Raw genomic sequence first — 24712 nt, 5'->3', positions numbered from 1 at the left:
CGGCACCCCACGGGCCCGGTGACACCACCCCCCAGGTCATCCGTTCGACAGGGGGACACAGTCATGCCGGGCCCGGAGGCCAGCGGCCGCCCTCTTGCAGGACCGCGAAGAACATAACGGGGGGGAAGAACCGGGACATAGCTGACGCACTGTGAGTCAGCGAGTGGTCGGTGGAGCGGCGGCGCCGCCAGTGGCGCGAGCGGGGCGAGGCTGGAGTTCCGTCAAAAGGCTCACCCGGGAGGCCGCGGCTCAGTGAGAAGCAGATTGCCCGGCTGGAGAGGGAGTTGGAGCGCGGCCCCTTGGTCCACGGCTGGGTCGACCAGCGGTGGACCTCGGCCCGGGTGAAGACGCTGATCGGCAGGCTGTTCCACGTGTCGTACACGGTCGAGGGGACGTGGCGGCTGCTGAAGCGGCGCGGCTGGTCCTGGCAGCAACCGGCACGCCGCGCCATCGAGCGTGACGATGATGCTGTGGAGCTGTGGAGGAAGCAGGTCTGGCCGCGGGCCAAGACCTGGGGCCGCCGAGGCTGCACCCCGGTGGTCCACGTGCGCGGCCGGGGCTCAGGGCGGGTCTCGATGGCAGGCATGACCTGTTACAAGCCCGGCGAACGATCCCGGCTCTTCTGCTCCATCCATGAGTACACCGGGCGCAAGGACCAGCCCAAGGGCTTCGGCTGGCGCGACTTCCGAGGCCTACTGATCCGCGCCCGTATCCAGCTTGGCGGTCCGATCGTCCTGCTCTGGGACAACGTCCGCCTCCACCTGACCAAGTCCTTGCGGGCGTTCATCGAAGCGAAAGCGAACTGACTCACGGTCTTCCAGCTGCCCACCTACGCGCCCGACCTGCACCCGCAAGAGGGCATCTGGTCGCTGGTCAAGCGCGACATCGGCAACCTCGCCGCAGCCGATCTCAGCCAGATCACCCGTGCCGTGAAGCGCAAGCTCAAGAAAAGTTGCTGTTCAGATACGGTGACGGGATGAATGAGAGCCTGCCTGCCGACGTAGCCGACGTGCTTGCGGCAGTCCTGAACGGGGACACCCCGGTTCACATCGCGCTCCGACAACAGGTTCCGTACCTCAGCGTGCGAGCGCGCTGCACATGCGGGTGCGGTACCGCCTACTTCGAGCTCGACACCAGCAAGGTGGAATCTGCGCCCACCGGCCCCAGCACGGTAGTGGTGGCCGATGTGCAGCTCGTCACCGAAGCTGGGGAGTGTCCCGGTGAGGCCCTGGTCTTCACCCAGGGCGGCTACCTGGCGTGGCTGGAAATCTGTTCCTGGAGCGACGACATCGAAGTGTCACTGGCCACCGCACGTCACTGGTTGCAGGCACGCTCTTGATCCCGAACAATCAGCGCCCAGCGGACGGTCAGTCGTCAGGGTCGACTTCGGGGTGCGTGAACCGCACGGGCTTGTCCAGCGACCGGGCGTAGGCGATTTCGGCTCGGGTGCTGTCTCCGATGTAGTCGCCGACTACGAGCACCTCATCGGCGAGCCGGATCTTCGCCCGGTGCAGATCGTCGAGTTGAACCTTCAGCGCCTCGGCCTCGACAGGATCGGACCAGAGTTCGTGCCGCGACTTCATGTCACAGCCCGGTTTGACGACAATCTTTCCGGCGTTGGTCTCCCGCAGATCGGCCTCAGTCATCTCGGTCATGAACCGGGTGGAACCGCAGATTACGACGATACGCGGGAGGCTCAACAGCTTCTTCGCGTCGGCAAGCTTCTCCTCGGGGGTGAGCAGTTGCGGGTATGACACTGGTTCCTCCTGGTGGTGAGGTCCAAAGGGTGCCTGCGGAGACGGGAACGAGGATGTCCAAGATCGTTTTGTGACGAACGACGTGGACACACTCGCCACGATGCAGGCCCTACTGGGCTACGCCTCCGAGGCCAATGGCTCCGCCATGCCCGTGCCCACCTGCGCCACCTCTTCTTCTGCCTGCCCCAGCAGCCAGGCTATTACAAGCGGCTGCGCACGGCCGCCGGTCTGATGCGAAGCGTCAACCGGATCCTGGCCGCCACCACCTCGGTGTGGAGCGACGACGTATGGGTCGTGGACTCCGCCCCGGTGGAGTGCGGCCGCTCCCGCAAGACCGTCAAAACGCTCCGACCCAGCACTCCGGCAAGGGCTTCTTCCTGCAGATCGAGGGCGCCTCGATCGACAAGCAGGACCATGCGGCGGCCGACCCCTGCGGCTAGATCGGCGAGACCGCCGCCTTCGACCGTGCGGTGAAGTGGCCCGCGCCTACGCGGCCAAGTACCCCGACACGCTTGTGGTGACCACCGCCGACCACGGCCACACCAGCCAGATCGCCCTGCTGGTGGCCACCCCGCCCGGCCTGTTCTCCACCCCACCCTGGCCACCGACGAGGGCCAGCAGCTGAAGGTCAGCTACTCGACCAACACCCCGGGCCAGTCCCAGGAACACACGGGCGCCGGGGTGCGCATCGCCGCGCAGGGCCGCAGGCGTACCGGGTGCTGGGAGTGACCAACCAGACCGACCTGTTCACGACGATCCGCGATGCGCTTCGCCCGCGCTGACCGGCCGCCACCGGTTCGCCCCGTCGGTGTCCTCGGCGCCGGGCACCCCTACCATCCGGGCTACAGGGGTAAGCAGGAGCGCCCCGGGGCCAAGGGGGCTGTATGCGGTCGGTTGTTTCATGGCCCGTGTTGCGGCGTGTCGTGGGTGCCGCAGCTGTGGGCGCGGCGCTCACCACCACCTCCGGGTGCACGGTTCCCGTCGATGCCGTCGCCGGCATCTCCGTGACCGGCGACGGACAGCTCCTCGGCGTCATGATGGTCTGCGGACATCAGATCGACGGGGCGTCCCTCTATGTGACGGACGCGGACGTCGACAGCGAGGTCACGGTCGGTGAATGGACCGCCGACCACCCCCTCACGGCAGGACTCGCCACCTGGACGCTCGATGCGCCGTCCGCCGGTTGGACCACGACCACACCGCTCACCGCGCTCACCGCCAAGACCACGTACGCCTTCTACGGGTGGACCAGGGACAACTCGTGGTCCTCCAGCAGCGTCTCGTTCACCGTGAGCGACCAGGACCGGCTCACGCCGGGAATGGTCCGGTACGACGAGGTCTCGGAAGGCGGGGGCGAATCCGCGGTCACGGTGCCCGTGGCGGAGTTCAAGGCCAGGGCCTGCCAGGGCGGTTGACAGCATCGAGGGGGCAGCTGGGCGAGGCCGACGAGCCCGGCCCGCCGCCCCCACGCATGCACGTCGTCGCGTCAGGGGGCGGCGAGTTGCGGTCGTTCCCGTACGGCCAGGTGTCCCCTGCGGGCGAGCCTGGCAACGGATGCCGCGCAGATGAGCCCGGCGGCGGTCAGGGCGTACCAGGTCAGCCAGCGGGCATCGTGCCGTGCGGCGAAGTCCCACGGGGCGCCGGTGGCGAGGTTGCCGAGGGTGATGCCGAGGCCGAGTGAGGCCAAGACGGCGGCCGTGGCGTCGGGAGGGGTGCGGGCCAGGGGAAGGAAGGCGACACCCATCGCGTGTCGGCGATCAAACAATCCCCCACGATCTGCACGATCGGCGTCAGCCAATTCCCCACCCTCGTGGTCACGACTCCCCACCGGGACGCTGGCCGTCGATGATGCCGCTGACCATGCTCGAACTAGCCTGATGTTCCCTGTATCGGGTGGTTTACCCACTTCTTGGACGTTCCTTGAGGATCGGTCTGGTTCCCCATGGGCATGCCGGTGCCTGGGGTGAGGGTCCTGGTCTCTCGGAGCCGTCGAGGTCCCTCGATCTGCGAGCCGAGAGGCCGACGGACGCACCGGATGGCAAGGAGAACATGCACCGTGGTCGACATCGTCGAGATCTACGTGCACTGGTACGCGGGCCGGTCCAAGAGCCAGGTGTCCGTCCGTCAGGGCGCCAACGTTCGCTTCACCAAGACCAGCCGCATCCTCGCCGAGCTCGTCGGTGGCCACGCGGACCGCACCTGGGACAAGCGCATGCGCGAGCTCATCCGCCCCGACCTGCTCATCCTCGACGACTTCGCCATGCGCCAACTGGCCGCGTCGCAGGCCGACGACCTCTACGAACTCGTCTCCGAACGGCAGGGCCGGTCTCTGATCATCACGAGCAACAGGGCGCCCAGCGACTGGCACCGACCCAAGGGACCCACCAACAAGCCGGGACGCGCTCGAATGGCTGACGCAATGGTGGTCCGTCACTGTCACAGGTCCTCGCTACTCTCACCGCGTCGAGATCAAGGAGGACCGGGTGCTTGAAGGCGTGCTGATCGCGGAAAGTCTGCGGGTCGGAACCGAGTTGGCTGGAGTCCCGCTGCACATCACCAAGATCGCTAGAGTGGAGGTGAACAACACCGCTGCCGAGCAGCCGCACCGGTGGACTCTCCTGGACTTCGCTGCCGAGGAGGCCGACGCCGAGCGTCTGGCCGAGCAGCTGGCCGCCTGCCTGGCCCCGACCGGGGGTTGGTATGTCAACTACAACACCACCACAGAGGCGTTCGTCGTCTTCGCCGACAAGATCTTCCGCTATCCGCGCAAGCAACCGGAAGGACGTCGGCAGGCGCAGGACTACGCGCGCTCCATCGGAATCCCCGAGCCACAGCTGGACTGGCAGGACTGACCAGTCGGGCCCCGCGCCACCAGCGGGGCCCGACCGCTGCTACGGCCACTACCTGGGGAATTACATGAACATGGGGGGTGGGGATCGGCTGACCGCCGACACGGCCCACAGCGCGTTTCGCAGCGAGCTGCCCAGCCATCCGTTCAACGACCCGTTCAGTGACGGCGAGTTCGGCCAATTCCGCGCGACGCGCGGTGATCCGTCCCAGCAGCTCGGGAGCCAGCATGTGCCGGATCGTAGAAGGCCGCCCGATCACGGTGAGCGGGAGCCGACAAGTCGGCCGGTGGAAGGCGAGATGGGGGTCCTCGAACTGACAAGGATGCGTCCGGCGTTGTTCGACTCAAAGCAGGCGCTGGTAGCGGAGCTCCGTGAGCGTGATCCCGTCGTAGACGTCGTTCTGAGCCGCACCATCAGCCTGATAGCCGGCTCGCTCGTAGAAGCGCTGGGCGCGTTGGTTGTCACACAGAACCCACAAAGCTGACGTCTCGAAGCCCTGGCTCCTCATCTGGGCATGAGCCTCGCCGAGGAGGATCCGGCCGATGCCCTGGCCAATCAGATCCAGCGAGATGTACAGGGCGTAGACCTCTCCGACCCGTCCCGGACCGGGCATCTCACTTCGACACGGCCCGAAGCAGATCCACCCCACCGGGCCACGGTCACCGAGCGCCACAAGGTCCCGTGACTGTCGTCCGGGTTGAGAGAACCACTGTCGCCGTTGACCGGCATCACCCTCCACCGTCATGGCATCCAAATACGTCTGGGGAACGATGCCGGCGTACGCCGCCTGCCACCCTCGGACTCGGATCACCGAAACGGCCTCGATGTCGGCCGCATCCATCTCCCGCACGTGCACCATCGCGCCACCGTAATGGCACAGATACCTCAGAGCGAACTGCGTTTTCCGCCCCTTCTGTGCGGCTGGACCCGACATCGACTGGGCGTCGATGGAGCATGCGTACGGGTCGGCCGAGGAGGTACCGGCGCTGCTGACCGCGCTGCGCTCCCCGGACCCGGAGGAACGCCGTAAGGCCCTCGACCGCTTCTACGGCGCGGTCCATCACCAGGGCAGTGTGTACCTGGCGACGGCAGCCAGCCTGCCCTTCCTGTTCGAACTGGCTACCGGCGGCGCCACGCATGGCCGGGCTGCCGTTGTCGCGCTGCTGGTCAGCATCGGCCGGGAGTCCCTGAAGCGGGGCTTCGAGGACGACGGCACCGAGATCGAGTGCTGCCCGCCGATGGGCTGCGCACAGGCCGTTGCGTTCCTGCGCGAGCGGGGTGCGCGGTTCGCCGAACTCGCCCGCGACCTCGATCCGGACGTGTGCCTGGCCGCCGCGGTGCTGCGCGAGCGGCTGCCCGCCGAGGAAGGTATCGCGGCGCGGCTGCGGATCGTGGATGCGGCGGCCACCCTGGCACTGCGCCTGCCGACGGTCTCGTACCAGGTGACACACTGGTTATCAGGGTCGCCGCCGACTCGGCCCAGGGACCGGTGACCCGGCTCGCGGCCGTTGTCCAGCGGGCCCGCTGCGCGCCGGAGGAGATCGGCGAGGACGTCGTACGGGCTGGCGTCGGCCTGCTGCGTGAGACCACCCGCAGCCTCCCCGTGCGGCGGATCGTGCCGGGCCCGAGCCGCCCGACGGCATCCACGGACACCGTTGCGACCCAGATCGTCGCCGCCTTCGAGGATCTCGACCGGCACGCCCGCGTGTACGCACCGACCACGACCCTGCTGCGCACGTTCGACGAGGTCCTGGAGGCCCGGGTGCCCGAGCGCACCGCGGTGCTGGCCGAGCAGCTGCGCAACCCTGACCCCGGCGCGCGCCTGGACGCGGTCCGCATGAGCGGGGAGCTGATGCGCACCTGGCGCGGGGAGCACATCCGGCTGCTCCTGCTGGTCACCGACCAGTTGGGCACGGCCGACCAGGAGGTCGCCGCCGAGGCCGCGGCCGTCCTGGCCGCCTGTCACCCGATCGCAGCCCCGGCCCGGGATGCACTCGCCGCGCACCTCCACGCCCAACGCGCGGCGCACGGCCCCCACGTATGGGCCGCGCCCGGCCTCGAAGCCACCACGATGCCGTCCGGGCCCTGGCGCGCCTGGGCGACGCCCGCGCTCGACAGCGACGTCGACGCCTGGCGCGCGATCCAGGTCGCAGGGCATCTGCCGCAAGAGGCAGCCCATTTGGTGCCCCGGCTCTGCGCCCATCTGCGTCGGATCGACCTCTCCCAGCAGAGGACCAGATGAGCGCCAACGAGATCCTGGCTGCCCTGGCCGCGCTGGGCGACCCTGCCGCGCTTCCTGTGGTGGTGGACACGCTCGGTGCCGCGGTCTGCCAACAGCAGGACCGCATCACGCGATCAGCTCTTGAGGCGCTGCGGGCGTTCGGTCCGGCGGCGGCCGGCGCGCAGGAGACGATCCGGTCGCTGACCACCGCCACCGACGCCCGCATACACCCTGCCGCAGTCGCCGCGCTGTGGGCCGTCGGCGGCGACCTGGCCGAGGTCATGCCGCTCCTGCTCAACCTCCTCGACGACCCGATCACCTTCTGGATCAGTGACGCGGCTGATCTGCTCGGTGAGACAGGCCCGTCGGCCTCCGCCGCACTGCCACGTCTGCAAGGCCTCCTGACGCACGACTACGCATGGGTCCGGGTGCATTGCGCGGCCGCGCTCTGGGAGAGCGGTGGTCAAACCGAGGCACCGGCCGTCCTGGACGCCCTGCTGCGGGCCATGGCCAAGAACCCTGCGACGGCGAACCACGTGGTGACCTGCCTGGTCAGCATGGGCCCCCTCGCGGCACCGGCCCTGCCCCGGCGTGACGGCAGGTTCCAGAGCATCGACCACCACGAGGAACTCCAGCGTATCGGGCCATACCCTCGTCACCCGACTCGATCCTCCAACACCGGGAGCACCCGCCCCGCAAACAGCCTGAGGCTCCGCCACCGCCCTCCCGCCCGCCAGGAACGCGGCCCAAGCGCTGTCAGCGCATTCACGAAGGCTCGGCCACGCGCCGCCGCTACGGTGACCCGCAGGGGCGGCGCTCGCGCGCCACGGCGGGCACCAGCCCACTGCGGGGAGCGCGTGGACGTGGACGCCTTCGTCGCCGGACTTGGCTCGCCCATCGGCCGGGAGTCGGCGCGCTGGAACGCCTGGACGAGGCAGCGCATGTCTTCCGCGCCGCGTTCGTCGGGATCGGTGTCGGCCGGATCGTTCTGCTGCCAAGGGCCGCGGACTTCGCGGCGCGCGTCCGGGGGAGGGGCGGCCCGCCTCGGCGTCCTCACCTCACGCGTCCAGCCCATTGCCGAGGTGTGCCTGGCATCCGCCGGCCTTGTCCCGGACGCGGTCGCGATGATCCGGTACGGCGCAGAGGTCTACGTCGGTGACCACGTCCTGGACATGGAGGGGGCCTGGGCTGCGGGTGTTGTCGGCCTTGGTGTGACGACTGGCAGCCACGACGCGCAGGCCCTCCGGGACGCCGGCGTCAGCCGGGTGGTCCGCGGCCTGAGCGAAGTCACGGTCCGGCCTACGGCCGCGATCAGAACGCCGAGCCAGACCGAGCGCCCCGGCCCCCCGGCCCGAGCACCCACGGCAGTAGATACACACCGCCCTCACGCCGCAGCCCTCGGCCACCCCCCCCCCGCGTCTTATGACAGACCTTCATGGCCCGCCCGCCCGCACACGCCGGCCGGCGGTACGGCAGGCAACAGCGCGGTCGGCCGCCTGTAGTCGAGGCTCGTCTCCATCTCGCTGGCGCCCAGGCAGGGAGTCTCGCCGGAGGGCTTGATCGCTGTGCGTGTCCTGCCCCAAGGCGCTTGGACTCATCAGCGTGGGGGGGCACGGGGCATTGATGTTCGTCCCTGCCGCCGGCGAAAAGCAGCTGTCGAAGAAGACCGCCCGCTACGGCCGGTCGGGAAGAGAAAACGAGAGCACGCCACGATCCCTTGCGCCGCGCAGCACAATGTGGCCGCGACTACTCGTCACCGTCGTCAGGAGGCTCATGTCGATCATCGAGTCGGTAGGTTCCCCGTTGCTCACGGTGGCCGTCACCCTCGGCGGAGGTTGGCTCGTGACGGTCCGGGTCACTGACCGCTGGGAACAGGTCAAGAAGCGCCGGGAGATGGACCTGGCGGCCGCTCAGGACTTCCAACGTCTCTACGGGGAATTCGTGGCCATCTGGAAGACGTGGGATTCCCTGACGGACGGCCACACACCTGTCACCACGCCCGAACATATCGGTTGGGGCTGCCTCGAACGGGCAACCGCCGCCGAAGGGCAGATCGAGGCCCTCATGGCCAAGCTGGCCGCCGAGCGCTTCCTCACCGAGGACGACATCGACACGCTCGGCGGTGTCCGCCAGGCGTTCAAGGTCGTCCGCCGGAGCATCAAACGAGGACAACCAGTGGGCTGGAGGTCTTCCGGTGCCGCGCCGTACATGGCGAGCAAGTCGTTGTCGGCGGCCACGTCCGTCCTGCTGAGCACAGGGCCAAGGACCAGGGCCCGGCCCAGTGCCGCTGTCGCTGCCCGTAACTTCAAGGCAATTACCGACAATCGGCACGAGACCTCCTGGACCGACACCGCCCGACGCTTCGTGTGACACACGGTTGACCGGCGCATCGACGCCGGAGGCCCTGGACCGCCGTGTGGTCGGAGGGGTTCGAACAAGGGCCTGGTTGGGGTGAGTCGGAGGTGCGGGTGCCCGGAAAAAGGGCCCCCTGGCACCGGACGGCCCGCTCGGACCGCTTGGCCGAGGAAGAAGGGGATGTCGCGGGCCAGGTCCTGCAGCGGTTTCATCGTGTCACCGTCACCGTCACGGCCGCGTCGGGGCGAAAGCGTCAGCAAGGCTCGTCAGGATGGATCCGGACCAGTTGCTCTCCCCGAACACGCTGACTGGCATGGCGAGCACACCGCACTCGCGTCGGAGCGTCTCCGCTGGGATGTCGACCGGGAAGAAGTAGTTGCCGGAACAAGTCCGGCTCGCCGTGGGAATCGCCTCGAGCACCTCGTCCGGCAACCGTTCGAACAGCCGCTCAGCTCGTACGGCCAGTTCGGCGACGACCTGGCGGGGCACGTCGCTGTGCTCGGTCAGCAGTCGGTCGGCGAGCCTCAGCTGTGCCGGCGTCGGCGGATCAGCCCGGAACGCTTCGGCCAATTCGGCTTGCGCACGACCCACCAGGACCACGCCGAAGGTGCGTGGCCACAGCCATCCCTTGGTGACCGAATGCAGCAGAACCGCACAACCGGTGTCCAGCAATCGCCGTGTGCCGGCAGCGAACGGGGCTCCCAGGTCGTAGACGCTGTCGATCAGCAGGCGGCGGCGTGGTGATTCCCGCAGCCACGAAATCACCGCGGCGCACTCGGCATCGGACAGGTATCGGCCGAGCGGCTTGCTGGGGTTGGCGAGCAGCAGGTATTCGAGCCGGTGGTCCGCCGGCGACCCGGGCAGGGCCGGTGCCGGTAGCGTCGGGTAGGACACGGGCGCCAGGCCGGCAGCGCGGGCCAACTCGAAGTAGACGGGGTACACGTCGCTGGGCAGCCACAACCGCGCACGCACGGTGCGCAGCCAGTGGAACACCACACCGAGCCCATGCCGGACCCCTCGGCAGACCATGGCGTCGCCGGACCACTCTTCCGGCAGCTCGAAGCGCCGCAGCCAGGCACGGGCGAGATCGCACCGGTGCACCGTACGCATGTCGGTCGGCGGTTGCGGTCGTATCGGAGCAAGCGCCCGGTACACGTTGGTCTCGGCGGCGTCCAGAAGCGACGAGGACGCACTGAGTCGGCGCTGCCGAAGTTCCTGGAACTCGTCGAACCTCACGTCACCGCGCCTTCCGGCACGATCTCGCTGGCCCGGTCTTCCAGGGAGGCGTAGCAGCGTCCGTCGGCCATGACGTTCCAGCTGCGTGCGATCCCGCTGGTGCGTTCCCAGAGCAGGCTGGGCTCGGTGTAGGCGGCGATCCGCATCGGTCGTCCGTCCCAGCTGCCCTCGTACACCGGCGCGCCCCAGGGCAGGCGGCTCGCCAGTTCGAAGCCGTGCTGCTCCGCGAAACGGGTGACGACGGACAGCGAAACCTGGTGCTCTCGGCTCCAGACGTTGGCGGCGCGGTCGAAGTAGAGCGACTCGGTGCTGGTGGATACGTAGAGCTCCTTGAAGCAGACCTCCTCGACGCCGAGGGCCGCGGCCCACGAAAGGTACTCGGCGACCTCGGCCGAGTCCGCGACGCCACCATGCTGGAGCACGCAGATCAGTCTCATCCGCAGCCCCGGCCAGCGGTCGCGTTCCACGCGCCAGGTGTCGATCACGGAGCTCACCGGCGTGCGCAGCATCATCAGCCGCTCGCTGACGTCGTCGTCGTGGTGGTGCCGGGAGACCGCCAGCACGCTCAGGCCCGCGGAGCTCAGGGCTGCGAGGCGGCCGGCCCGGTCGGCATGCCGGCCTTTCGCCAGGGTGTGCGCGTTGCTGATCAGGACGACCTTCGGGAAGGCCGCCGAGCAGGCGGATACCAGCCGCAGCTGCTGTTCGAAGGGGAGGAGCGTGGGCTCCCCGCCACCGGTGATCACCGCACGTTCGGCACCCGCCGCACGGGCGCGTTCCAGCCAGTGGGCGACCGCGTCCCACGGGACCCGCGCCGGGGCTTGGTCGCTGGAGATCGAAGCCGAGGAGAAGCAGAACGAGCACCGGGCCTGGCAGGCGGAGGCGACCGGCAGAAGCGATACCGAGCGCGGTCGCGTGTCGGCATGGCGACGCTGTGCCGATCCGTGCAGGCGCAGGGAGGCCGCCATCGCATCCTCGACGGTTGTCGCGCGCAGAGTGAACTCGTCGCCTGCTTCATCGAGCTCGTGGACTGCGGACAACCGTATGCGAGCCTCGTGCAGTTCCATGCCGAGGCCGGTCGACACGTTGGGCACCAGCTTGTCGGTGTTCACCATGGTTTCCAGCACCAGCAACCGGTCGCCCGGAAGGGCCAGACGGTGCAGCAGGCGTCGCGCCTTGCCGATGCCGATTCCCAACTCCGCACGGGTCAGCAGGTGGAACCGGTCGGGATAGGTACTCTCCGGAATCCCCGCCTTGCCGTAAGCGAACGCGTACTTGTCGAAGCCCTTCGCGAAGTTCGACAGCACGATGACGTGGAAGCGCTGGTCGCTATCGTTCATGTCGTCATCATGCATGAACGGGTCCGGACGACATGGGCCCAACTGCGGGCGGAGCGCGGCGTCGCGAGGACCTGCCCTTCCCGCGCCCTCGGGTCGGCGGGTGGTGCACGGGCCGCCGCGTCGGACTGCGAGGCCAACTGGCAGTTCCGTGCCTGCGGTTCAACCCGGTCCGGTATCCACTGCAGGCCTTGGCGGTAGGGCGGCGCACGGCCGCAGCCCCGCACGGCATCCACAGCAATGCGCGTCTCTGGAGAGCCGAATGAACATGCCGCGCACCGCGCTCGCCCTCGCGGCGACTGCCTGTCCGGCGGCCGGGGCAGCCCCGCGCTTGTCGCCACCGCCACGCCCGTGACGACACCGACAGCGCCCTGCTCGGCGATCTGACGCCGAGCGCGCCCGCGGCAACGGCTGGGCCGGCCTGATGATCCTCGGAGCGGTCCGGGACGTCGCCGTGCCGGCCGACCTGCCCCTCGGCGTACAGGCCCTCGGTACCACCCGCGCAAGAGCGGCAAGTCCGGGCTGGGCGAGCTGGACGTCCCGGTGTCGTTCGGCGGTGCCACCTTCGCCGGGCGACATCCCGCACACCGACGAGGACGGCGCAGCCCTGCTGCCGGCGTCCGAGTAGTCCTGGTCACCGTTGGGCGGGTTCGGTCGCCCCCGTTGGGCACCGCGGGGGCGGACTCACGCATGGAGCTACCACGCGTGGCAGGCATACGGTTGCTTGGGATGCCCGCCACCACGAGGGCTTCAGCAGCGGGCTCGCCGACAGCGAGGCGCCCGGGTCGGTCGACCGTGACGGCCCAGGCGCCTGTTTGCCGTGCCGTTGACGAGCCCGTCAGGTCGGCGGCATCGGTTGATGCGTCATCGCACTTTCCGTGCGTACGGCGCGACGACGATCCGGTCGATCAGCGGCGCGTAGCGGGAGCGCAGCAGCACCCCCGGGAACGTGTCCGAGGCGTAGGTCGTGCCGTCGAAGTCCGGCAGTTCCTCGGAGCGGAAGGCGATCGTGTTCTGTCCCTTCTTCAGCTGGACCGGGACGGTCAGTTCCCAGAAGTTGTCCTGGTGGAAGCTGTGCGGGAAGCCGACGCGCTGCGCCTTCCCGCCGTTGACGGTGATGTCTGCGTGGCGGGCCAGCGGGTCCGGGTTGTAGTGCGTGGCCTCTGACTGCTCCGGGTTGGAGTAGCGGATGCGCAGCGCGTACAGGCCGGACGTGTCCGCGGTCACCGTGAACGTCGCCGTGTTGCCGTTGCCGGGGTCACCACCGATCCCGGTGATCGCCGTACCATCGGTCGCCAGTGCCAGCGGGGTCAGCGTCGCGGTGCCCGCGAGCTTGGCGTCCTCTGCTTCATACGTATGTGCCTCGAGCGTGCCGTCGGTGGGCGTGACCGTCAGCCGGTCGACCAGCGTGGCGTCCGAACCGCCGGTCACGGTCACCTTGTTGACGCCGCCCGAGAGGGAGACGGCCACCTCGTGGCGCCCCTTGGTAACGTGCAGGACGTCGTGCCCGTTGACGGACAGCCGGGCGTCCGCGGCCCCGAGCGTGGAGACGTCGATCGTGGTCTCGCGGTCGGCGGGGGAGTAGACCCAGAAAGTCGCCGTCTGGTTCCTCGCGACCCGGACCGCGCCGGATCCGGTGGCTGGAGCCGGGATGTGCTTCGGCAGGTCGTAGACGGGCCGCGCCCCGCCGCTCGTCCAGGCCAGCTCGCCCTCATAGACCTCGCTGGACGCCGACGCGGACGGCAGCGACAGGGTGAGGCGGTCGACGATGGCATCGCCCGTGGTGACGCGCTTGCCGTCGAGGCTCTTCGCGGCGAGCGTCAGGGTGTGCTTGCCCTTGGTCAGGTGCACCTCGGTGTCGGTGTGGTCCCACACCACCCACTTGTAGCCGAGCGGCAGGTACAACTCCTGCTCGCCGTCCGCCTGTCCGTCCACCCGCAGGAACACGTTGGTCGGGCCCTGCTCCTTCACCTTGTCGAAGGTGTTGAGGGAGTTGGCGAAGACGCTCAGGTCGTACGTGCCGTCCTCGGGAACGTCCACGGTGAAGTCGAGCGTGACGTCCGAGCCGGTGCGCAGGCCGCCGACGTCGTAGCCGCCGGACGTGTAGAACTTCGACACGTTGGAAGTGGAGCCCTCGGGGCCGTTCTTGGAGTAGCCGGAGCCGGTGTGGGCGGCGTCCTCCGCCTCGTACGAGCCCTGCCAGCGCACAGGTGCGATCTGCGTGCCCTTCGCCTTGCCGGCCGGGCTGAGGACGATCTCGTACGCCGAGGACTCCTTCAGCTTCGGCAGCGTGCCGTCGCCGAAGCCGACGACGACCTTGCCGTCGTCACCGACCTTCAGGTTTGTCTCGGTCAGGAGCCGCGGGCCGGAGTTGTCGCCGACCTGCCCGCTCCACTCGATCTCGCGCACCCAGGCATGGACGCTGTCCCCGAAGACCTTCCTTGGCACGTTGTCGAACGTGATGTGACCCTTGCCGGTGGATCCGCCGAAGACCAGCCGGGACTGTTTCCTCCTCTCGTCGAGCGTGGCCACGCCCTGCATGGTGTAGTTCTGGCCCGGGAACGGTGGTGTCACGGTCAGCGTGTGCCCGCTCATCGACGCGTACGAGTTCAGCAGCCACCACTGGCCGTTGCCGCGGTTGGACTGCACCGCGGAGTCGGAAAGATTGCCGTCGATGTTCCAGTACGCGATGTCGGCGTCCACTTTGGACTCCTCGATCGCGGACACCCACTGGATCATCTGGCCGGGCACGGAGGTGTGGTAGTTGAAGGCGTACTCGTTGATGTTGACGGGGAGTTGGGTGCCTTCGTGGTCGGTGCCCTTGAACAGGTCCTTCTCCCACGCCCGGTACTTGGCGATGTTCTGGCGCACGGCCTCCGGGTGACTCAGCTCATGCCAGGTGATCACGTCGGGGAGCGTGCCGGCGGCCAGGGTGTGCGTGAGGAAGCCCTTCACCTGGTCGAACAGGACACTGGTGTTGGGGCCCGCGATGCGGGCGTCCGGCATCCTGCCCTTGATGAGCCTGTACGCGGAGTCCCAGGCGGCGAAGAAGTCCTTGGGGTCGGTGAGCCAGCTGACCTTGTCGTAGCTCCAGTCGCCGGTGCCGAACATGTTGCCCTCGGGCTCGTTGAACGGCACGAAGACGATGTTGTCCTGGTACTTCTTCGGCAGCTGCAGGACCTGGTCGACCTGCTTCGCGATCTTCTCCTCGTAGAGCCTGAGCTTCTCCGCCGGTGTGTCGCCCGGCCACTCGTACGGGAAGCCGCGGTGGATGTCGGTCATGTAGATGTACACGTCACCGTCGGTGGAGTCGGCCAGCGGCTTCACCACGTCCAGCGCGTCGGCACCGGGGTGCTGCGGGCCGTCCTGCGCCTTGGTGGAGACGGTACGCAGGCCCATGCCCTCGATGAGGTTGTTGGTGGGGACGTCCGGTCCGTACACGCCGTAGAGGGTCCCGGAGGCGCCGCCGTGGAAGGCTCCGGTGTCCGAGGCGAGGTCGACGGTGAGCTGGCCCTCGCGGACCACGGTGACGGTCGCCTTCACGGCCTGTCCGGCCGACGTGCCGGCCACCGTGAAGATGCCGGCCGTGGCGTACTTCTCGGGCGGTACGGCGTCCCAGATGATCGGCGTGTCGCGGTCGTAGCCGTCGGAGAAGCTGGAGCGGACCGAGGTGGGCAGGGACGGGGCGGTTGCGGTCGTCGTACGGACGTCGAAGGACGTCCGCGAGAGCTGGTCGAGGGTGGGGAGGGTCCCGACCGTGGCGGCCACCTGCTCGGCGGTGAGCGCCGAGTGCCAGACCGCGAAGTCGTCGATCGCGCCCTTGAGCAGCGGGTCCTGGTAGAAGGACTTGCCGATGTAGCCGGCCGCCGTGGCCGTACTGTCCAGCAGGTCCCTCGCCTTGACGGTGGTCACGGCGGAGGAGACCGCCACGCCGTCGAGGTAGGTGGTGACCCGTTGGGCGGCGGTGTCGAGGGTGACCGTCACCGTCCGCCAGCCGTCGGCGGGCAGCGGCGCGTAGCCGGAGACCTGGGCCTCGGCGCCTCCGCCGCCGGTGGTCACGGCGGTGCGCAGCACTCCGCCGTTGGACGGCGTCGTGAACAGGTACCTGCCCGTGTCGGTGCCCAGATCGAAGATCCGCTGCCAGGCCGACTTGTCATCGCCCCACTGCACACGGGCCGATACCGTCAAGTCGCTCGCGTCGCCGAGGATGCCGCGGGGCAGGCGGACGTATGCGCCGGCGGAGGTGGGCGCACCGCCGGGCAGGGACAGCGCCTTGCCGCCGTCGCTACCCGCGACGGACTGGGCGGTGGAACCGTTGACCAGGGTCGCCGTCAGGCCGTTGCCGGAACTGTCCGCGATCTTGCCGGTGGTGAGGTCGTCCTGGTCGAAGGTGTAGTGGGCGGTGGGCTGGGGTGTGTCGTCCGCCTGCGCGGGGGTGGCCGACGCGGCCAGCAGGCCCGCACCGAGGGCCAGCGCCATGGCGGCCGGGGCCCGGCGCCGGGCGGATCTGTCAGCGGATGGCATGGATTGCGTCCTCAATCCTCGGGGATGTGAGTCGAACCGGTTCGACAATCGTGGGACGTGCAACCTGGGGAGCTCGGCTTGTCGGAGAGGTGGGGGCCAGTGCTTCAGGGGAGGCGCGGGCACGGGCCCGCGGTCGTCAGAAGGATCACTTCATCGAACCGGTTCGGGGAAGCTAACACCGGGAGTCCCGGCCATCAATCCCCTCGGCCGGAAGAAATGCGGACCTTCTGCGGGATCCGAAGGTTTCACCCGGGGGTGTTGACAGCCGATGTGTCAGTTCCTACCTTCACTTCACGCGAACCGGTTCGACGATGGATCCGAGTCGCGTTCAACCGACACCGTCATGCACCCATGAGTACGCTCTCCGTAGAGAAGTCGAACCGGTTCGAGCTAGGAGCCACCCGTGAACATCGGTGAGATCGCCCGCAGGGCCGGTGTCTCGCGGAGCACCGTGTCGTACGCGCTGAGCGGCAAGCGCCCGGTCTCGGACGAGACCCGCCGGAAGATCCAGCAGGTCATCGACGAGTTGGGCTACCGCCCGAACGCCAGCGCACGTGCCCTGGCCAACGGTCGGACCAACACGATCGGACTGGTCTTCCCGCCGGCCGGCAACCACTACACCGGCATGCAGCTGGACTTCATCGGCAGCGTGGTGGAGGCCGCGGCGGCCCACGACTACGACGTGCTGCTCTCACCGAGCGGCGTGGACAGCGACCGCTCGTTCCAGCGGCTGCTGGGGGAGCGGCGGGTCGACGGGGCGATCCTGATGGAGATCAGGCTCCAGGACGACCGGGTCGACCACCTGGCCGAGCTGGACTTCCCCGCCGTCGCCATCGGCCGTACCGCCCACCCGGAGGGCGGCTGGTGGGTCGGCCTGGACCACACCGCGCTCGCCGCGGCCTGCGTGCACCACCTGGCCGACCTCGGCCACCGCCGGGTCGCCTTCGTCAACCGTCCCGAGCAACTGCTGCGGGCCGGATACGAGTCCGCGCACCGCGGCCTGGACGGCTTCACCAAGGCCGCGGCCGAGCGCGGGCTGACCGTGCGGACGTACTGCTGCGGGGACGACGCGGCATCCGGGCAGACCTGCCTGGAACAGATCCTGCACGACGAGCCGGCCACCACCGGCCTGGTCACGCTCAACGAGGCCGCGCTGGGCGGGCTCTACCGGGGACTTGCCCAGGCGGGCCGCCATGTGCCGCGCGACTTCTCCGTCACCGGGGTCGTCGCCGGCCGCTGGGCGGAGACGGTGACCCCGCAGCTCACCGCCGCCGACGTACCGGCGGAGGAGATGGGCCGGCGCGCCGTCGACCTGCTGGTGGAGCGGCTCGACGACCCCGGCGCGCCGCCCCGGCACCACCTCCTCGCACCGCCCATCTCCCTGCGCGCCAGCACCGGACCCGTCACAGCCTCCTGACCGCACCCACGTAGTCCTCGTCACCCCACCTCGCCTCACTTCACCGGACGCGCGAACCGCTCCACGGTGCGGTTCGCCGTGCCCGCCACTCCTCACCACCCCGTGCCTCGGCACCCGCATGCCCAAAACAAAGGAACCCTCCCCATGAACAGCTCCTCCGGACAGCGCCGTCTGACCGCCGCAGCCGTGACCGCCCTCGCCGTGGCCGTCAGCGCCACCGCCTGCTCCTCCGGCTCGGGCAGCACCGACAGCAAGGGCGCGGGCAGCGGGACGTACACCATCTGGGACCCGTACCCGCAGTTCGACAAGACCTCGGACTGGGCGAAGCTGCTGGACCAGTGCGGCACCAAGGCCGGAGTAAAGATCAAGCGGACCGCCTTCGACACCAGCGACCTCGGCAACAAGACGCTGCTCGCCGCACAGCAGGGCAACTCCCCGGACATCCTCATCGTCGACAACCCCGTGGTGTCGACGCTGGCCGAGGCCGGCGTGCTCACCACGACCGACGACAACCAGCTGGACACCTCGAAGGTCGACCCCAACCTGCTCGCGGCCGGCCAGTCGGGCGGCAAGACCTACGGCACGCCGATCGGCGCCAACACTCTTGCCCTCTACTACAACAAGGACGTGCTGAAGAAGGCCGGAGTGGACATCGCCTCGGTCAAGGACTGGAACACCCTGACGGCGGCACTGGCCAAGGTCAGGAAGGCCGGCAAGAAGGGCATCACCTTCTCGGCCATCGGCACCGAGGAGGGCAGCTTCCAGTTCCTGCCCTGGTTCTGGGGATCGGGAGCCAAGCTGACCGAACTCGACTCCGCCCAGGCCGTGTCGGCGCTCTCCCTGTGGAAGGACTGGCTGAAGCAGGGCTACGCCCCCAACTCGGTCCTCAACAACACCCAGACCACCAGCTGGCAGGAGTTCGCCAGCGGCGACTACGCGTTCAGCGAGAACGGTACCTGGCAGCTCGCCAACGCCAAGAAGGCCGGCTTCGACTACGGAGTCCTGCCCATCCCCGACTCCACGGGCGGCAACGCCGCGGCCCCGACCGGCGGCGAGTTCGTGACCATCCCGGTCCAGAAGGACTCCGCCCGCTACCCCACTTCCCAGAAGCTGGTGACCTGCCTGACCAGCGGGGACAACCTGTACACCACAGACACCACGCTGTCCTACGTGGCCCCCACCAGCGAGGTCCAGAACAAGCAGGAAGCCGCGAACGCCGAGTTGAAGCCGTGGGTCGACGCGGTCAAGGCGGCCAAGGGCCGCACCAGTGACGACCTGGGGACCAAGTACCCCAAGATCTCCGAGCAGATGTGGAAGGCCGTCCAGTCCGCCCTCAGCGGGTCCAAGTCACCCAAGGACGCGTTGTCCGAGGCGCAGTCCGCCGCCAAGTAGGCCGACCACAAGGGTCGTTGATGAACCACACGACAAGACTCCCGGACCTGCGGTCCGAGCGCGTCCGGAACGGGGCGGTGCTCGCCGCCACCCCACCCGCGGCCCGCGGCCCGCAACGCCGTCGGCCCGCCTCCACCCAGTGGGCCGCCTGGGCCTTCCTCGCCCCGGTGACCGTCTACCTCGCCCTCTTCTACGCCTATCCGCTCTACCGCAACCTCGACCTGAGCCTGCGCGACTACACCGTCCGTTCCTTCGTCCAGGGCGACGCCCCCTTCACCGGCCTGGCGAACTACCGCAAAGTCCTCGCCGACCCGGCTTTCGCCCCCGCTCTCCTGCACACCGCGATCTTCACCGCCGTCTGCCTGGTCTTCCAGTACGCCATCGGGCTCGCCCTCGCGGTCTTCTTCCACCAGAACTTCCGGCTCTCCGCGACCCTGCGCGCCCTGTTCCTCGTACCGTGGCTGCTGCCACTGATCGTCTCCGCGTCCACCTGGTCGTGGATGCTGAGCAGCGAGTCGGGCGTCGTCAACGCGGCCCTGCACGCCGTCGGCATCGGTCCGGTGAACTGGCTGACCTCGCCGTCCTGGTCGCTGACCTCGGTGATCATCGCCAACATCTGGATCGGCGTCCCCTTCAACCTGGTCGTCCTCCACAGCGGACTGCAGTCCATCCCGGCAAGCCTGTACGAGGCCGCCGCGATCGACGGGGCGAACGCCTGGCAGCGCTTCTGGCGGGTCACCTTCCCGCTGCTGCGCCCGGTGTCCGCGATCACCCTGCTGCTCGGGCTGATCTACACACTCAAGGTCTTCGACATCATCTGGATCATGACCAAGGGCGGTCCGGCGGACTCGTCCACCACGTTCGCCACCTGGTCCTACCAGCTCGGCTTCGGCAACCTCCTGCCGGCCTTCGGCCCGGGAGCGGCCGTCGGCAACCTGCTCGTGGTCGCCGCCCTGGTCTTCGGCCTGGTGTACGTCCGGGCCCAGAGAAAGCAGGCGCCGGCATGAGCCGAAGCCGCAGGCGTACGGGGGTGAAGACCACGATCGGCGTCCTGCTGACCGCGGTCATGCTCTTCCCGGTCTACTGGATGGTCAACGTCTCCCTCACCCGTGACCAGGACATGCGCAAGAGCCCACCGGACCTGCTGCCGCTGCACGGCACCCTGGCCGGCTACCGCACCGTGCTCGACGAGCAGCTGCCCTACCTCGGCACCAGCCTCGTCATCGGCCTGGGCACCGTCGCGCTGACCGTGGCCCTGTCCGCGCCCGCCGGTTATGCCCTGGCCAAGCTGCGCCCGCACGGCGGCGGCATCCTCACCTTCGTGCTCCTCGCGGCCCAGATGATCCCCGGCATCATCATGGCGATGGGCTTCTACGCCATCTACCTCCAGCTCGGACTGCTCCAGTCCGTCCCCGGCCTGATCGTCGCCGACTCCACCCTGGCCGTCCCCTTCGGCGTCCTCGTCTTCACCGCCTTCATGTCCGGCATCCCCGGCGAACTCCTCCAGGCCGCCACGACCGACGGCGCCGGGCCGCTGCGCACCTTCTGGTCCATCGTCCTGCCGATCAGCCGCAACGCCGTCGTCACCGTGTCCCTCTTCGCCTTCCTGTGGTCCTGGTCCGACTTCGTCCTCGCCGGCACCCTCGTCAACGGAGGCGCCCACGAGCCGATCACGCTCGGCATCTACCACTACATCGGCAACAACAACCAGCAGTGGAACGCCATCATGGCCACCGCCGTCGTCGCCTCCCTCCCGGCCGCGGTCATCCTCGTCCTCGCCCAGCGCCACATCGCCGCCGGCGTGACCGCCGGCGCCGTCAAGGACTGAGTCTCCCCCTCCGGCAAGACGGCTGAGCCCACGGCGCGTCAGCCGGCCGTTGCCCCTGCTCCAGAAACGAGTCACGCCCCATGACCGCCGCCTCGTCCGGCCCGGCCTTCTCGGTCCACGACATCCCGTTCAGTACCTACGGATCCTGGTTCGACATCTCGCCCGTGATCGCGGAGAAGACGTACGCCGAGGACCTCCACCTCGTCTCGCACCAGAACGGCATGCATGGCGTCCTGCGCCTGGTCCCGCTGAACCGGGCGACGGGCGACCGCGCCGAGACCCGTGCCGAGGCGACGCCGGGCCTGCTCAGCTGGGTCGGCGACGGCGGACGCGTCGACCTCGCCTACGAGTCGCAGGACACCGTGCGGCTGCGGGGGAGCGGACTGGGTATCGGAGTCCTCGCCGCGGCCCCGACCCTGACGCCGTTCAGCGGCACGTACTTCTTCCACGATCCGGCGGCGGGCGCTCATGTGTTCACGTCGTACGAGACCGGACGCCGCTATCGCGTGACCCTGTTGTCCGGAACCGTCGCCGAGGCGGTCGGAGGCCAGGCCCTGGGCAGCGCCCGCCGTGGCGTCACGTGCACGGCGGACGGAGTCTGGGAGCTCGCGATCGAGGAACTCGACACCGCCCGGCCGCCGTACGAGCCCACGGCGGGCTTCGACGAGATCGTGCAGTCCGCACGGACCGCGTTCGCGGACTTCGTCGACGCGGTGGCCCCCTGGCGCTCGGCGGCCACCCCGGCCGCCGAACTCGCCGCCTACGTCCTCTGGTCGGCGACCGTGCAGCCGAAGGGCCTGGTCACCCGGCCCGCGGTGCTGATGTCCAAGCACTGGATGGACAAGGTCTGGAGCTGGGACCACTGCTTCAACGCCCTCGCCCTGGCGCCGGGTTCACCGGAACTGGCCCTGGACCAGTTCCACCTCCCCTTCGACCACCAGGACGCCGCCGGCGCGCTGCCCGACTCCGTCACCCACTCCGAGGTCCTGTACAACTTCGTCAAGCCGCCCATCCACGGCTGGGCCTTCGGCCGTCTGCGCCGCCGACTGCCGACGCCGCCCAGCCGGACCGAACTGGCGGCGACCTACGGCCGCTTGGCGCGCTGGACCGACTTCTGGCTCACCGCCAGGCGCGCCCCCGGAGCCCAACTGCCCTACTACCAGCACGGCAACGACAGCGGCTGGGACAACGCCACCACCTTCGACCCGGAACGTGTGGTCATCACCGCCGACCTGGCCGCCTTCCTGGTTCTTCAGCTGCATGAACTCGCCGAGTTGGCAACGGAGTTGGATGAACCGGAGGAGGCGGCGCGGTGGACGCGCACGGCCGAGGGAACTCAGGCCGCGCTGTTCGACCAGCTGTGGACCGGCGACCGGTTCGTCGCGCGCGGGGCCGACACGGGGGACACCTGGAGCAGCGCCAGCCTCCTCGACCTGATGCCGGTGGTGCTGGGCGAGCACCTGCCCGAGGACGTCGGCAGCGCGCTGGGCGACCACATCAAGGCCCACCTGACGCCGTACGGCCTCGCCACCGAACGGACCACCTCGCCGCACTACCTCGCCGACGGCTACTGGCGCGGTCCCGTCTGGGCCCCCGCCACCGTCCTCGTCGAGGACGGTCTGCGCCGCGCCGGCCACCACCGCCTCGCCGACGACATCAGCGCCCGCTTCCGCGCCCTGTGCGAGACCCACGGCTTCGCCGAGAACTTCGACGCCCTCACCGGAACGGGCCTGCGCGACCGCGCCTACACCTGGACCGCCAGCAGCTACCTCCTGCTCGCGCAGGCGCACGCGCACCGGGACGGCCGCTGACCGGCCGTCTCCCGCCAGCCCCGGGGCCTCTCGGGCCCCGGTCCGTCTCCTTCCCCCTCCCAGGAGCCGCACCATGAAGTCGCTCTCCTCGCTCCCCGGACCGGCCCCCCGCGCCAGGCGCCGAACAGCCTTCGCCAGTGCCGTCCTCATGGCAGCCCTGGCCTCGACCCTGCTGCCCGCCACCCCCTCCCAGGCCGCCGACACCAGCGTCACCGTCGATTTCGCCACCGCCGGAGGCTCGCCCACGTACCACGCTTCCGGGACGATCTACGGGATGACCCCGGACGGTTCGCTGCCACAGGACCACTTCTTCAAGGACATCAAGTGGCACTTCATGCGGGCCGGCGGCGCGCAGCTCAACAGCGGCGGCTACGCCACCAGCCTCGCCGACTACCGGACCCGCTGGGCCTCGACCCTCGCCGAGTACAAGCGGACCGCCTCCCTGGGCGGCACGTTCGTGCTGCTCCCCCACGACCTGTGGGGCGCCGACGGTACGACCAGCCAGGGCTGGCCCGGCGACAACGGTGACTGGACGCAGTTCGACGCCTTCGTCACCCAGCTGATCAGCGACGTCAAGGCGAACAACATGTCCGTCCAGTGGGATCTGTGGAACGAGCCCGACGGCAGCGGCTTCTGGGGTGCCTCGCAGAGCCAGTACCTGCAGATGTGGTCCCGGTTCCACGCCAGGGTCAGGGCCGCGTTCCCGAGCCAGCTGATCGTCGGACCCAGCATCGCCGGCCAGCCGAACTCGTCCAACTCCTGGTGGACGGCGTACCTGAGCTACGTCAAGGCCAACAACGTCGCACCGGACATCTGGAGTTGGCACGACGAGCCGGGTGATCCCGTCACCGACGTGGGCCGCGCCAACTCGACCCTCACCGCGGCGGGGTTGCCCCACACACGGCCGTACCAGATCAACGAGTACGCCACCGCGTCCATGCAGTCCCCGGGCGGCGGCGCGTGGTTCATCGGCCGTCTGGAACGTGCGGGTGCCGATGGGCTGCGCGGCAACTGGGCCTCGGGCACCAGGCTGCACGACTACGAGGCGAATCTGCTCACCAAGAACAGCGTGGGCCAGTACCTGCCGCTGGGCGAGTGGTTCATGTACCGCTACTACGGCTCGCAGACCGGCAACATCGTCAACCTGATACCGGGCACCGGCACCGACGGCCTGGCCACCAAGGACAACACCGCCAAGAACGCCAAAATCCTGCTCGGCAGCAGCGGCAACACCGGGACGGTCACCGTCAACCTCACCGGGCTGAACACGACTTCGGTGGTCGAGAGCGGCAAGGTGCGCGCGGTCGTCCAGCGCGTCCCGTACAACAGCGGTGCCGCCGTCACCGGGCCGACGACCGTCTCCGACACCACCCTGACGGTGAGCGACAACGCCGCCTCGGTCAGCGTCCCGTTCACCAACGCCAAGGACGGCTACACCGTCACCCTGCTGCCGCCATCGAACACGACCATCTCCACGGTCGCCGTCAGCCAGAACAGCGGCCAGTGCCTGGACGACACCAACCTGAGCACCGCCAACGGCACCCAGTACCAGCAGTACCACTGCGAGGGCGGCTACCAGCAGATGCTCGACCTCAAGCCGGTGAGCGGCAAGACCAACACCTACACCGTGGTCGACGAACTCAGCGGCAAGTGCCTCGACGTCTCCGGCGCCTCCACCGCCGACGGAGCCGCCGTCGGCCAGTACACCTGCAACGGCGGCACCAACCAGCAGTTCACCCTCAACCCGGTCACCGCCCTCGGCAACAGCCAGGACTACCAGCTGGTCGCCGTGCACAGCGGCAAGTGCGTCGACGTCAGCAACGTCTCCACCACGGCCGGCGCCCTGATCCACCAGTGGACCTGTGACTCGGCGAGCGCTCTGAGCACCAAGAAGAACCAGATCTGGCGCCTGCTCGGCAAGGTCTGACAGCCTGCGGCGCCCGAGGGCATGCGCGGCCGTCCGCATCGCAGCGGACGGCCGCGACACC

19 protein-coding genes and 5 pseudogenes are annotated in these 24712 nt (G+C 69.0%); 18 read left to right on the top strand and 6 right to left on the bottom strand.

Annotation, left to right across the window (positions count from 1 at the left end):
- Window positions 1–119: 119 nt before the first annotated feature.
- Window positions 120–980 (top strand): annotated as a pseudogene (locus ACYQ8Q_RS00825) (winged helix-turn-helix domain-containing protein); the annotation flags it as partial.
- Window positions 977–1339: a hypothetical protein gene (locus ACYQ8Q_RS00820; protein ID WP_460060764.1), complete on the top strand. Its 363-nt coding sequence runs from the start codon at window positions 977–979 to the stop codon at window positions 1337–1339. The pseudogene ACYQ8Q_RS00825 and the gene ACYQ8Q_RS00820, both read left to right, overlap by 4 nt.
- 28 nt (window positions 1340–1367) lie before the next feature.
- On the opposite strand, the gene ACYQ8Q_RS00815 is transcribed toward ACYQ8Q_RS00820, so the two are convergent.
- Window positions 1368–1757, bottom strand: coding sequence for a hypothetical protein (locus ACYQ8Q_RS00815; protein WP_460060763.1), 390 nt, complete (start codon window positions 1755–1757; stop codon window positions 1368–1370).
- 88 nt (window positions 1758–1845) lie between these two features.
- Between ACYQ8Q_RS00815 and ACYQ8Q_RS00810 the strand changes: the two are divergent.
- The 3 genes and pseudogenes from ACYQ8Q_RS00810 to ACYQ8Q_RS00800 form a co-directional block, all read left to right on the top strand.
- A pseudogene (locus ACYQ8Q_RS00810) lies at window positions 1846–2099 on the top strand (IS982 family transposase); the annotation flags it as partial.
- Between the two features lie 17 nt (window positions 2100–2116).
- Window positions 2117–2539 (top strand): annotated as a pseudogene (locus ACYQ8Q_RS00805) (alkaline phosphatase); the annotation flags it as partial.
- A 141-nt stretch (window positions 2540–2680) separates the two neighbouring features.
- Window positions 2681–3172 carry a hypothetical protein gene (locus tag ACYQ8Q_RS00800; RefSeq protein WP_460060761.1) on the top strand — a complete coding sequence of 164 codons (492 nt, stop codon included), beginning with the start codon at window positions 2681–2683 and terminating at the stop codon, window positions 3170–3172.
- Window positions 3173–3243: 71 nt separating this feature from the next.
- On the opposite strand, the gene ACYQ8Q_RS00795 is transcribed toward ACYQ8Q_RS00800, so the two are convergent.
- Window positions 3244–3522: a hypothetical protein gene (locus tag ACYQ8Q_RS00795; protein WP_460060759.1), complete on the bottom strand. Its 279-nt coding sequence runs from the start codon at window positions 3520–3522 to the stop codon at window positions 3244–3246.
- Window positions 3523–3873: 351 nt separating this feature from the next.
- On the opposite strand from ACYQ8Q_RS00795, the pseudogene ACYQ8Q_RS00790 reads away from it, so the two are divergent.
- Together ACYQ8Q_RS00790 and ACYQ8Q_RS00785 are read left to right on the top strand one after the other, a co-directional pair.
- Window positions 3874–4248: pseudogene (locus tag ACYQ8Q_RS00790) on the top strand (ATP-binding protein); the annotation flags it as partial.
- On the top strand, window positions 4241–4609 hold the full coding sequence (locus ACYQ8Q_RS00785) for a hypothetical protein (RefSeq protein ID WP_460060756.1): 369 nt from the start codon (window positions 4241–4243) through the stop codon (window positions 4607–4609). The pseudogene ACYQ8Q_RS00790 and the gene ACYQ8Q_RS00785, both read left to right, overlap by 8 nt.
- A gap of 340 nt (window positions 4610–4949) precedes the next feature.
- Here ACYQ8Q_RS00785 and ACYQ8Q_RS00780 read toward each other — a convergent pair whose 3' ends face one another.
- The gene (locus tag ACYQ8Q_RS00780) at window positions 4950–5465 is read right to left on the bottom strand and encodes an N-acetyltransferase family protein (RefSeq protein WP_460060753.1); all 516 of its coding nucleotides are present in this window, start codon (window positions 5463–5465) and stop codon (window positions 4950–4952) included.
- A gap of 88 nt (window positions 5466–5553) precedes the next feature.
- Here ACYQ8Q_RS00780 and ACYQ8Q_RS00775 point away from each other — a divergent pair, with 88 nt between their 5' ends.
- The 4 genes from ACYQ8Q_RS00775 to ACYQ8Q_RS00760 all read left to right on the top strand — a co-directional run bounded on the left by ACYQ8Q_RS00775 (window position 5554) and on the right by ACYQ8Q_RS00760 (window position 9197).
- Window positions 5554–6099, top strand: coding sequence for a hypothetical protein (locus ACYQ8Q_RS00775; protein ID WP_460060751.1), 546 nt, complete (start codon window positions 5554–5556; stop codon window positions 6097–6099).
- Window positions 6096–6848: a hypothetical protein gene (locus ACYQ8Q_RS00770; RefSeq protein WP_460060750.1), complete on the top strand. Its 753-nt coding sequence runs from the start codon at window positions 6096–6098 to the stop codon at window positions 6846–6848. Before ACYQ8Q_RS00775 ends, ACYQ8Q_RS00770 begins: the two co-directional genes overlap by 4 nt.
- On the top strand, window positions 6845–8329 hold the full coding sequence (locus tag ACYQ8Q_RS00765; protein ID WP_460060749.1) for a hypothetical protein: 1485 nt from the start codon (window positions 6845–6847) through the stop codon (window positions 8327–8329). The genes ACYQ8Q_RS00770 and ACYQ8Q_RS00765 overlap by 4 nt, the downstream gene beginning before the upstream one ends.
- A 271-nt stretch (window positions 8330–8600) precedes the next feature.
- Window positions 8601–9197 carry a hypothetical protein gene (locus ACYQ8Q_RS00760; RefSeq protein WP_460060747.1) on the top strand — a complete coding sequence of 199 codons (597 nt, stop codon included), beginning with the start codon at window positions 8601–8603 and terminating at the stop codon, window positions 9195–9197.
- Between the two features lie 213 nt (window positions 9198–9410).
- Here the strand turns inward: ACYQ8Q_RS00760 and ACYQ8Q_RS00755 are convergent, their stop codons facing one another.
- A complete protein-coding gene (locus tag ACYQ8Q_RS00755; RefSeq protein WP_460060745.1) occupies window positions 9411–10418 on the bottom strand; it encodes an aminotransferase class I/II-fold pyridoxal phosphate-dependent enzyme in 1008 nt (335 codons plus the stop codon).
- Window positions 10415–11755 carry a radical SAM protein gene (locus ACYQ8Q_RS00750; RefSeq protein WP_460060742.1) on the bottom strand — a complete coding sequence of 447 codons (1341 nt, stop codon included), beginning with the start codon at window positions 11753–11755 and terminating at the stop codon, window positions 10415–10417. The genes ACYQ8Q_RS00755 and ACYQ8Q_RS00750 overlap by 4 nt, the downstream gene beginning before the upstream one ends.
- Before the next feature lie 397 nt (window positions 11756–12152).
- Here ACYQ8Q_RS00750 and ACYQ8Q_RS00745 point away from each other — a divergent pair.
- A pseudogene (locus ACYQ8Q_RS00745) lies at window positions 12153–12380 on the top strand (RraA family protein); the annotation flags it as partial.
- Between the two features lie 236 nt (window positions 12381–12616).
- On the opposite strand, the gene ACYQ8Q_RS00740 reads toward ACYQ8Q_RS00745, so the two are convergent.
- The gene (locus ACYQ8Q_RS00740; protein WP_460060740.1) at window positions 12617–16276 is read right to left on the bottom strand and encodes a LamG-like jellyroll fold domain-containing protein; all 3660 of its coding nucleotides are present in this window, start codon (window positions 16274–16276) and stop codon (window positions 12617–12619) included.
- Between the two features lie 403 nt (window positions 16277–16679).
- On the opposite strand from ACYQ8Q_RS00740, the gene ACYQ8Q_RS00735 reads away from it, so the two are divergent.
- The 6 genes from ACYQ8Q_RS00735 to ACYQ8Q_RS00710 all read left to right on the top strand — a co-directional run bounded on the left by ACYQ8Q_RS00735 (window position 16680) and on the right by ACYQ8Q_RS00710 (window position 24651).
- Entirely contained in the window at window positions 16680–17693 is a 1014-nt protein-coding gene (locus ACYQ8Q_RS00735) for a LacI family DNA-binding transcriptional regulator (RefSeq protein WP_460060738.1), read from the top strand.
- A 144-nt stretch (window positions 17694–17837) separates the two neighbouring features.
- The gene (locus tag ACYQ8Q_RS00730) at window positions 17838–19085 is read left to right on the top strand and encodes a sugar ABC transporter substrate-binding protein (protein ID WP_460060736.1); all 1248 of its coding nucleotides are present in this window, start codon (window positions 17838–17840) and stop codon (window positions 19083–19085) included.
- Between the two features lie 20 nt (window positions 19086–19105).
- A complete protein-coding gene (locus ACYQ8Q_RS00725) occupies window positions 19106–20092 on the top strand; it encodes a carbohydrate ABC transporter permease (RefSeq protein WP_460060734.1) in 987 nt (328 codons plus the stop codon).
- Window positions 20089–20913: a carbohydrate ABC transporter permease gene (locus ACYQ8Q_RS00720; RefSeq protein ID WP_460060731.1), complete on the top strand. Its 825-nt coding sequence runs from the start codon at window positions 20089–20091 to the stop codon at window positions 20911–20913. Before ACYQ8Q_RS00725 ends, ACYQ8Q_RS00720 begins: the two co-directional genes overlap by 4 nt.
- Window positions 20914–20993: 80 nt before the next feature.
- Window positions 20994–22724: an amylo-alpha-1,6-glucosidase gene (locus ACYQ8Q_RS00715; RefSeq protein WP_460060728.1), complete on the top strand. Its 1731-nt coding sequence runs from the start codon at window positions 20994–20996 to the stop codon at window positions 22722–22724.
- 73 nt (window positions 22725–22797) lie between these two features.
- Window positions 22798–24651 (top strand): RICIN domain-containing protein, encoded by a 1854-nt coding sequence (locus tag ACYQ8Q_RS00710; protein WP_460060725.1) that lies wholly within the window; start codon window positions 22798–22800, stop codon window positions 24649–24651.
- The last annotated feature ends 61 nt before the right edge of the window (window positions 24652–24712 follow it).

Source organism: Streptomyces sp. YKOK-I1 (assembly GCF_054660435.1).
This window is presented reverse-complemented; position numbering and strand designations above follow the sequence as displayed.